General features: G+C 62.7%; 8 protein-coding genes and 1 pseudogene. 2 read left to right on the plus strand and 7 right to left on the minus strand.

Going from position 1 to position 9,717, the window contains the following annotated elements:
* Positions 1-4: 4 nt before the first annotated feature.
* Positions 5-268, minus strand: a complete 264-nt coding sequence (locus tag NKJ78_RS04280; protein ID WP_023822658.1) for a hypothetical protein — start codon at positions 266-268, stop codon at positions 5-7.
* A 73-nt stretch (positions 269-341) separates the two neighbouring features.
* Here NKJ78_RS04280 and NKJ78_RS04285 point away from each other — a divergent pair, with 73 nt between their 5' ends.
* The gene (locus NKJ78_RS04285) at positions 342-563 is read left to right on the plus strand and encodes a DUF768 domain-containing protein (RefSeq protein WP_023673978.1); all 222 of its coding nucleotides are present in this window, start codon (positions 342-344) and stop codon (positions 561-563) included.
* Positions 564-923: 360 nt separating this feature from the next.
* Here the strand turns inward: NKJ78_RS04285 and NKJ78_RS04290 are convergent, their stop codons facing one another.
* Complete coding sequence (locus tag NKJ78_RS04290) at positions 924-1,229, minus strand: hypothetical protein (RefSeq protein WP_352459322.1); 306 nt, start codon at positions 1,227-1,229, stop codon at positions 924-926.
* 283 nt (positions 1,230-1,512) lie between these two features.
* Between NKJ78_RS04290 and NKJ78_RS04295 the strand changes: the two genes are divergently transcribed.
* Positions 1,513-1,719 (plus strand): hypothetical protein, encoded by a 207-nt coding sequence (locus NKJ78_RS04295; RefSeq protein ID WP_352562371.1) that lies wholly within the window; start codon positions 1,513-1,515, stop codon positions 1,717-1,719.
* 196 nt (positions 1,720-1,915) lie between these two features.
* Here NKJ78_RS04295 and NKJ78_RS04300 read toward each other — a convergent pair whose 3' ends face one another.
* The 5 genes and pseudogenes from NKJ78_RS04300 to NKJ78_RS04320 form a co-directional block, all read right to left on the minus strand.
* A complete protein-coding gene (locus NKJ78_RS04300; protein ID WP_023734668.1) occupies positions 1,916-2,098 on the minus strand; it encodes a DUF3606 domain-containing protein in 183 nt (60 codons plus the stop codon).
* Positions 2,099-2,802: 704 nt separating this feature from the next.
* Positions 2,803-4,536 carry an SEL1-like repeat protein gene (locus tag NKJ78_RS04305; RefSeq protein ID WP_352459320.1) on the minus strand — a complete coding sequence of 578 codons (1,734 nt, stop codon included), beginning with the start codon at positions 4,534-4,536 and terminating at the stop codon, positions 2,803-2,805.
* Positions 4,537-4,565: 29 nt separating this feature from the next.
* Positions 4,566-5,972 carry an HlyD family type I secretion periplasmic adaptor subunit gene (locus NKJ78_RS04310; protein ID WP_352459319.1) on the minus strand — a complete coding sequence of 469 codons (1,407 nt, stop codon included), beginning with the start codon at positions 5,970-5,972 and terminating at the stop codon, positions 4,566-4,568.
* Positions 5,973-6,012: 40 nt separating this feature from the next.
* Entirely contained in the window at positions 6,013-8,307 is a 2,295-nt protein-coding gene (locus NKJ78_RS04315; RefSeq protein ID WP_352459318.1) for a peptidase domain-containing ABC transporter, read from the minus strand.
* A 214-nt stretch (positions 8,308-8,521) separates the two neighbouring features.
* Positions 8,522-9,717: pseudogene (locus NKJ78_RS04320) on the minus strand (collagen-like protein); the annotation flags it as partial.

The raw sequence follows: 9,717 nt of genomic DNA on the forward strand, positions 1-9,717 counted from the left end.
AAAGCTAGAGCTTCACCAGCCGCACAACATCAAGCGCGACCGTCACCACCGGGCCACCCAGGCTGACCGTTACGGCGTCCTTTTCGACCCGTGTGACGCTGCCGATCAGTTCGACGGTCTGACCTTTGACCACCTTCGTGGTGCTATCCCGAACGGAATGCGGAAATCCGTAGGTCGGTATCGACACGCTGATCCTGTCGTCAGTGACGCGTCGAATAATGGTGGCGTCGATCGCCACCTCATCGCCGATCTTGAGACCACTAGCCATGCACTGGAGTCTGGTGCGGCCGTCTCAGGGGTCAAGTAGCGGAACCTAATATGCGCTTTGAACTTATCGGCTGATGAGCACACGCGGCATCAACTTTCTCGATCGGTGGATGGCAGAGCACCTGCCCAACGCAATGACTGATGATCCAGTGGCGGTTAGCGACCTCGCTGACGAAATGATGAAATCTGCGGAGCGTGAGGGAATCGGTGCCGACGAGATCAAGGAGGAGGTCGGCAGCGTCTATGAGGTGATCTTGGAGGCGATGCACCACCGGGAAGGCAGCTTGGCCGAATAACCCTTGCCGTCCACGTCCAGTGAGGAATAGAATCCTTCGTTGCGGCGACCCCCTTCAACGGAGATCGCCATGCCCAAAAGACTCTCGCCGACAACCTGGCCGGGCATCCCATGTGCTGCAAGTCGGCCAAACTGACGGCATCAACCCGAAGCCGGCGGTCGCGGCCGGCAGCCTTGCAATCCGAGCAGGCGAATAGCCCTCATCTGTTCGGCCGATGTGCCGGGCAAAGGAAGGCGCCAATTTGCAAATGTGATCCTCCCCGGGTCACACCGCCGAACAGCCCCTTCAGCTAGTCCCTAAGTGGGCTGTTCTAAGAGCTCCACCGGCTGATTCCGGTGGGGCATCTTGCTTATCCAGGCCTCAGCCAGGCGGCGCGTCAATATTTGATTTTTCTCGATCCCATAGGGCCAAGCCCATCCGACACACGTCTCGCAACGTCCCTGACCAAATCTGGATCGCACTCGGCTCATGCGCCGCGTATGCCGCGAAGAATTCCATCGACTGTGCGACCTGATAGATCTCGCGGAAGTTCTGGGACATCAGTTCGTCATTATCGTCGAATGGATTCAACATGACATGTTCCATTCGCTCTACGGCGTCCGGGAACCTCGCGACGTAGGCTTTTAGGAATTCCTCGATCTCTTCGTCGCGGAAATGCTTGCCCATTGTCTCCTCACGAAAAGGCGCCAGCGTAACGGCATACAGGCGCTCATGCCGAGAGGCACGCGGCCACACCCACCATGTCCCGCTGCCTGTAGCGCCAGACACCGTGATGAATGATGACGGCGCTGACCTTCCTCGATCTGGAGCGCGTGTCATGACCGCCCTTCGCGTTCTAAAGCCCATGGGATGCCCGCAGGGAACCGACGCGGCATATGGCGCCAGTCCGTAGAAAAGCGCCTGAACGACCTCCTAGACCGTGCCATGAGCCTGATAACGGCACTGTCTCATGCAGGCTGATTGCGATCTGGAGGAAACGGCAGACGATGAGCCGTCGCTTGGCTGCCTTGATGATCTAGAGCTGGACAACGTCGACGACGAGGAAGGCGCGGACGCAGAGCCATGCCCGGACACCCACGGTGAAACCGTGATTTGGGGCGAGGATCTGAAATCTCAGGAAGTGCTGGTGGAGAGCGGCCCTAAGATGAAATACTAGCACCATGTAGTCCTCGACAGGCTGGTTCTTAGAATTGTGTGGAACAAGGAGCCGCCTCTGCGGGTTTATGTCGTGCGCGGTCTTCTCCGGAAAGTGGCCGCTCTATTCAAGGTGAAGAAACCCGCCGCCCTGGGCCTCCTCTCAGCGGCGGGTTTCTCTATTCCGGCGGGTTTTTTTGTTGTCATGTCGCGTTTCTTTACCTGAGCTTTTCAGCGGCGGCGTTTGCCTTGTCCCTGTTGCCCTTGGTTTCCTTGATTATTTTCAAGGCCATATCCTTTGTGATTGCGTGCTTCCGGGCGAAGTAGTTCACCTCGTAAGGCTCGCTGGTGGACACCCTGGCCCGATCTTGCTTTCCCCGATTTGATTTGTTGTCAGCCATAGCTCTCTCCATGTCGCGTCCAAGTCCACGGACCTGCCGATAGTTGCAGGAAAGAATTGGCGCCGCAATCGGCTATGGGTGGCGCGCGCCTTCATTGGCGAACATGACGGGAACAATCCGCCTTTCCGTGTTGCAGTCATGTTGCAATCACAACAAGGTACAGGACGGGACCTGCCCGGTATACAAGGGTTTGCGCGTTACAGAGCGGGAAAACCGATGCAACACGGTTCGGTCGCGGCCTTGTTCGCTAACTTCATGATTTGCCTGATCAATTGTTTGGCTGGGGTTCTTGGAAGCTTTTCGAACTTTCTGTCATGCTCCTCCAGCCGAATTGCGCGTGCTTATGAAAGAGATTGGGACGTCCGGTCACGCTGTGGGACAAACGTGATCATCAGAAACGTTCGCTCGCCATCGGGGGTTCGAGTCGGGGGAACGATACATCGTGAGACCCACTATCGAAAAAGCGTTCTTCTGCTATCGACGATGTTCAGTTCAAGCGCAAAGGCCGCCTAAAATCGTCCTAGGACGAAGCGTAGAGTGCGCCCACTGAAAGTGGGCTGGGTCCGCTGCAGGCTGCAGGTACCTGACGAAGATCCGAAATACGCTCAGCGGTCCATTTGGCGGGATGAATAATACCAAAAGGGCGTGATTCGGAAGGTAATCCCGCTGCTGTGCCCGATTGTTGCTGGGCAAACTTGGCAAGTTCAACCAGATGCGAATTCCGCGAGTTCGTCGGCCGCTTCACTGATACCGCAGGCAGCCGCGCGCTCGAGCCACAGTCTACCTGCCACCGGGTCAGGCTCACCGGCGTGGCCGTTGATAAGATAGCGCGCGAGCATGAGTTGAGCTTGGCTATGCCCGAGCTCCGCGGCGGCGGCGAACCATTTCTGCGCCGCGATCTGGTCGACCGGGAGGCCCTGGCCGGCTCCGTACAGCGCGCCAAGCGCAAACATCGCGCCGGCGTGACCGTCGCCGGCGGCCCGCTCGAACAGCTGCATTGCAGCCTTTGGCTCACGCGTGCCTCCGCGCCCATTGAGCAGCATCTCGGCGAGCGCCACGCGTGCGTCGAGCACGCCGGCGTCGGCTGCCCGCGCAAACCACACGCGGGCCTGCGTTGGGTCGGCTGCCACGCCGCGTCCATCCTGGAGGAGGCGGGCATACATATATTGCGCCTCGGCGACGCCCTCGGCGGCTCGCCTCAGCCAGTGTGCCGCTTGCCCCTCGTCCTGCCGAACGCCGACGCCCTTGGCGAAACAGAGCCCAAGGTTGAATGCCGCGATGAGGTCGCCCAATGACGCGGCTGCCTCGAACCATCCGGCAACGCTTGCACCGTCGTCTGTCTGGCCGGCTCCTCCAAGGACAAGATTGGCGAGGTCGATCTGTGCTTCCTGATTGCCCCCATTTGCAGAAGTACGCAGCAAGCGGGTCCCCTCTTCGACGTCCTCGGCCACTCCGTTTCCAGTCAGATAGAGAGAGGCCAAAGCGCGGGCGGCAGCCTGGTGATCCGCTTCGGCAGCCCGTCGATACCAGTTTGCGGCTTCTGCAAAATCCGGCGGCTGCGTCTTCACATAGCGATCGCCGAGGAGATAGGCGGCCTCGACATTGCCGGCCAGGGCGGCACGCCGCATCCACGCCTCTCCAGCGGCGATATCATGGTCTACGAGTCCACCATCGATCAGTGCCAATCCCAACCTGAACTGGGCTGAGGGAAGGCCCTTCTCCGCGGCGGCCTGATAAAGCTTCGCGGCTGCAGCCATGTCGCGGACCACGCCGAGCCCGTGCTCGCTCAAGACCGCGAGAAGATAGGTTGCGGTCGGTAGGCCAGCATCCGCCGCGCGTCTTACCTCGTCTGCGATCCTGACCCGATCTTCGGGCCTGCCGCGCCGGGCCAGCGACAGGGCAAGGCCGAGACATCCTTCGGCGCAGCCGGCAGAAGCCGACTTCTCGTACCACCCGTGCGCTGCATCTGCATTGCGCAACGGTTCTGGGCCGCTGGTCAGGATATAACCGAGGATCGCCTGTCCCGTGGCTGAGCCCGCCTCGGCCGCCTTCGTGGCAAAACCGAACGCAGCTGTGAAGTCCGGTTCGCTCGCGGAATCCCGTTTGAACAAGTACTCCGATGCGGCGCCCTTGCCGTCGGCTTCCGCCGTCACCAGCCCGGTCACGTAGAGAGCGGCGAGGAGCGCCTGCGCATCGGTGTTGCCGTGGCTGGCTGCCCGCAGCAGCCATCGCGCGCCTTCCATGCGGCTCGGCGGTACACCCGAGCCTTCCAGATAGCAACGCGCGACCCGGTACTCGGCGTCAACGATCCCCGCGCGCGCCGCTGCCGCCATGAGCGGAAAGGCTTCAGCGGCCTTGCCGCTGTCAGCCAGCTGGATCGCCCGGCGCAACGCTGCCGCCGGGAAGGCCAGACCAGTGAACCGATCCAGGATTGTCATAGATCCGAGCCTCTGATTCCTAGAGTACTCTAAGGCTCCCGCATTGCCTCCTGGCCGATCGGGAGCATCACACCGAGAATGTACTTGAGTATCGTGCGCCGGCCGACCTTTACGTCGGCGGTCACCGGCATGCCGGGGCTGACGGTGAAACCGGCGGGCACGCCGTGGAGGGCGATCTGGTCGATGGAAATCCGCGCGCGATAGAACGGCTCGGCGTCAGAAGGCAGCATGGCCAGAGAGCTGTTCGGATCGCGCGCTTGCTCTTGCGCCGAGAAGGAATCGGGGCTGAGTCCTCGCACAGTGCCATGAGCGAGGCCGTATTGCGAATAGGGGAAGGTGTCGAACTTGATGATCACTGGGTCGCCGACATGCACAAAACCGCTGCTCCTGCCAACGATGTTTGTCTCGATCTCGAGCGGCGCATCGGCCGGCACCAGCGTGATAAAGCGTTCCCCTGACTGCATGACCGAGCCGACCGAGACCTTTGCCACCGACTGGACGATGGCGTCCGATAGGCTCTTCAACTCGACTAGCTGTTTTCGAAGCTTTGCCTTGTTCAGGAGTTCGCGGGCGTCCGAGATCCGCGAACTCGCCTCCGACAGGCTCTGCGAGACATCAGCTCGCCAGCCCTGGATGTAACCGTCGCGCTCGGCGGCCACCGCTGCTTGCTGACGCTTGGCGGCTTCCGCCGTCTGCTCCGCATTGCCGAGTGCCCGGGACATTTCTGCCCGGTTGTCCTCGGCAAGGAGTGTATTGAGGCGGCTCCCCACCTGCCTTGCCTCGAGCTGCTTGCGCATCAGTTCGATCGAAGCCGCGACCGTGAGCCGCTGGCGGTAGCCGTCGGCATCCGATTGCGATCGCGAAATCACCGAACTGAGTTCGTCGCGTTGGCGTTCGAAATTCTCCACCTTGGCGTCGTAGACCGCTTTGCGGTGCTCGTATATCGACATCTGCAGGGTCCAACTCGGGTCGAGGCCGTTGTAGGTGAACGCCTGGCCGTTGGCCTCTGCCTTCAACCGCGCCACCTCTGCTTCAAGCGTCGAGACCTGCATCGCCAGTGCCGCCAGGTCGGCTGAGGCAAAGGTCGCATCGAGGCGGGCGAGCAATTGGCCGGCCTGGACACGCTGTCCCTCCCGTACTTCGATCGAGCGGACAATCGCTGTCTCGAGCGGCTGCACGACGATGTTGGGCGATTGCGAGACCACCAGCCCTCTGGTCGTTACGACCTGATCGACCGGTATCAGCCCTGCCAGGGCGATCAGCGCAATGACCAGGCTCGAAACGATCCAGACGATGCCGCGCGCCGCCCGCGGGATAGGCGCATTGGCGACGGCCGTCGACGGCCACTGGAACTCGAGTATGGCTGGCGTCGTCGGATCCCTGGTTTCCGTCCGATGCCACCGGGTGGGTAGGGCGGTGAGAGAGGTGCTGCTCATGGTTTACCGACCTGATGCGAATGTGAGCCGCGCGACATGGTCAAACCAACCGCGGCGGAACGGCGACCGGGCGGCCGTGGCGACCGTCGAGGTGCCGGTTCTGCTGCGACCACAATTGGCGATAGAGCACGCATCGTTCGAGCAGGGTCGCGTGCGGCGCGACGTCGAGGACCTTGCCCTGATCCATGACCAGGATGTTGTCGCACTCGGTCAGCGAGGAGAGCCGGTGCGAAACGATGATCATCGTGCGCCCGCTGGCGATGCGCATGAGGTTGGCGCTGACCACCGCCTCGCTCTCCGGGTCGAGTGCGCTGGTCGCTTCGTCGAGGATGAGGATGCTCGGATCGTGGATGAGGGCGCGCGCGATCGCCAGCCGCTGCTTTTGACCGCCCGACAGATTAGGCGAACCTTCTTCGATGTAGGTGTCGTAGCCATTCGGCATCCGCTCGATGAATTCCTGGGCGCCGGCGAGGTGCGCCGCACGCATGGCGTCGGAAAGCGTCAGGCCCGGACGCCCGGCGATGATGTTGTCGCGGATCGATCCACGGAACAGAAAGTTGTCCTGGAGGACCACGCCGAGGCCTTGGCGAAGATGGCGCAGGTTGATTTCCTTGAGATCGACGCCGTCAAGCTTGAGGAACCCGCTGTAGTCGCGATTGATCCCCTGCAGGAGGCGCGCAATCGTCGATTTTCCCGAACCGCTGCGGCCGACAATGCCAAACATGGTGCCGGCTGGAATGTGGAAGCTGATACGATCGAGCGCCGGTGTCTTGGTAGCGATATAGCTGAAGGTCAGGTCGCTGAACGCGACCTCGCCGACGAGCCTCGGTCTCAGGCCGGTGGAATTCGAACTGCTCTCCAGCGGCCGGTTGAGGACCGACGCCGCCTCGCCTATCGCTGCACCGACCTCCTCGTAGTCTTCAACCAGTCGCGCCAGGCCGACCAGCGGCTGCGCCACGCGTTGGGAGATCATCATGAACGCGAACAGGCCGCCGACCATGTAGCCCGAGCGGTCGTTCATCGCGAGATAGGCGCCGATCAGCATGGTGCCGAGCACCATTACTCGTTCGATGGGCGTAACCAGGGTCTGTGGCCAGCTTGCGAGCTGTCCGAAGGCGAGACGCGCCTTTCCCGCCTCGGCTATCCGCTCGTCCCAGAGCGCCTTGCGCTGCGGCTCGAGGCCGAGCGCCTTCACCGTCTTGATGCCGACGACAGTCTCGCCGAGTGCCGCCGACTTCCAGGTTTCGGCGTCGACCACCCGCTGGTATCTGCGGCGCAGTGGCTTAAGGAAGGCGAGGATGATCAGCATGATCACGACCGCGCAGGCCAGCACGATCCAGGCGAGCGCGGCGTTGATGTAGAACATGACCGGCACCAGCACGCAGAGCGTGATCATATCCAGGAACGTGCTGAGGAGTTTTCCGGTCAGGAACTCGCGGATACGGTAGACTTGGGCGAGGTGATACATCGTCTCGCCGGCCGGATGACGCTCGAAATAGTCGAGCGGCAGGCGCAATAGCCGGCTGAAGACGTGCAGCTGCAGCTTGGTGTCCAGACGGGCGCCGACGACATTGATGATCAATCGACGCGCATGGCCAAGCAGCGTCTCGTAGGCGAAGGCCACGGCGATCACCGCCGACAGGAGCACCAACGTCGAGATGCTGTTGAACTGCAGCACTTTGTTGACCACCGTCATGACGATAAGCGGCGGCAAAATGGTAAGGATGCTCAGCGTAAACGAGGCGATGGTGACATCGCGCAGGGCGCGGTTTTCGAGGCGCACCAGCTCGGCGAGCCAGCGAAAGGTGAAGGGCGCGTCGGCCGCGACATAGGATCGTGACGCGCGCAGCAGCAGGGCCTCGCCCGTCCACACCTGCGACAGCCGCAGCTCGTCGACGGCGATGGCTTCACCATCGTCGGGTGCATCCGCGCTTTTCAGGAACACGATGTTTCGCTCGGCGCTCGCTCCGGTAAGCAGAGCCGCCCCGCCATCGTTGAACAACAAGACCACTGGTCCGGCTTCCTGGAAGCGTAGAAGATGAGACCATCGGATGCGCACGGCGCGCGACCACATGCCGGCGTCCTGCGCCCACTGCGAGAGATCGGCGGGCGCCGGAACCGCGCTCGGGGCCCTGAATTCGTTCGGGTCGAGCTCGACACCGTGATAGCGGGCGGCCCGCAGCATCGCCTTGAGGCGTGGCCCGATCTTGTCGAGTTCGGCGGGGCCGCCAGGAACCCGCGCTAAGGGACTCTCGCCGCCCGCCGCCTCGCTCTGCGCGGTACCGGCGTGGAGCGGTGCCGGCGGGTTTTCGGCGTTGGCGGGGATGTTCACCATGCGCCTGTCTTCCGGTACGCGAGCGAACTCGACAATACCCGGGCCGAAGTGCCTCTGCCGAGGGTTCCGATCATGCCCGTTTGTACTCCGAATTGATCCGCCGTGCGACTCTCGTGGCAATCCGTGTCCGGGGATGATTAACGCGCGAACCTCGCTGTCCAGCGACGTTCGCGCGCATTCCCCTTCTTCGGAGGTCTCTCGTCAAGCTTCTTGCTCACTCATGTGGCTTCAGAAGATCCTTCAGGGTCGTCTTGGCCGTGTGGTCGGTGTTGGCGGATCCGGTACCATGCTTGGCCGTATCCAAGGTCTGGTCCGTACTCGCGCCGGACGGCTTGTTCAGGTTCTGACCAAATCCCTTGATCGTGTTGAGGACATTCAGGAGATCGGTCTTCACTGAGCCGGCCGCAAGGCCGATCAGCTGGTGTAGCGAGGGCTTCCCGTCGCTGCCAGTCGAGCTCGACTGCAGGAATTGCCCGGTGTCCTTGAGGCCGAGCGAGTCGGAGCTGACGTTGGCGGTCTTCTGGGTCGTCATCGCCGGAGTTGTGGTCGTCGCAACAACCGAGTCGTGGTGACCACTCGAGGGTCCAGTCGGCCCGGTTGCACCGGTGGCACCTGTCGCGCCCTTGGGTCCGGTGTCGCCCTTCGGTCCGGTCGCTCCGGTCGAACCGGTTGCGCCAGTGGCACCTGTCGCGCCCTTGGGTCCGGTGTCGCCCTTCGGTCCGGTCGCTCCGGTCGAACCGGTTGCTCCTGTTGCGCCGGTCGCGCCCTTGGGTCCGGTGTCGCCCTTCGGTCCGGTCGCTCCGGTCGAACCGGTTGCGCCAGTGGCACCTGTCGCGCCCTTGGGTCCGGTATCGCCCTTCGGCCCGGTCGCTCCGGTCGAACCGGTTGCTCCTGTTGCGCCAGTCGCTCCCTTTGGCCCGGTCGCTCCAGTCGAACCTGTGGCGCCAGTCGCACCCGTAGCGCCCTTCGGCCCGGTCGCGCCCGTGGCACCTGTGGCTCCGGCTGCTCCGGTCGAGCCTGTGGCTCCAGCTGCTCCGGTCGCACCTGTGGCTCCGGCTGTTCCGGTGGCACCTGTGGCTCCGGCCGCACCAGTCGCACCCGTGGCACCGGCTGCTCCGGTGGCACCTGTGGCTCCGGCTGTTCCGGTGGCACCCGTGGCTCCGGCCGTTCCAGTCGAGCCTGTGGCTCCGGCTGCTCCAGTCGAACCTGTTGCTCCGGTCTCACCTGTCGAACCGGTTGCTCCGGTCGCGCCGGTTTCACCTGTCGAACCTGTTGCTCCGGTCTCACCCGTCGAACCGGTTGCACCCGTGGCGCCGGTTTCACCCGTCGAACCGGTTGCTCCGGTCGCGCCGGTTTCACCTGTCGAACCTGTTGCTCCGGTCTCACCCGTCGAACCGGTTGCACCCGTGG

Source organism: Mesorhizobium sp. M0037, from assembly GCF_040323635.1.
In the GTDB taxonomy this organism is placed as follows: domain Bacteria; phylum Pseudomonadota; class Alphaproteobacteria; order Rhizobiales; family Rhizobiaceae; genus Mesorhizobium.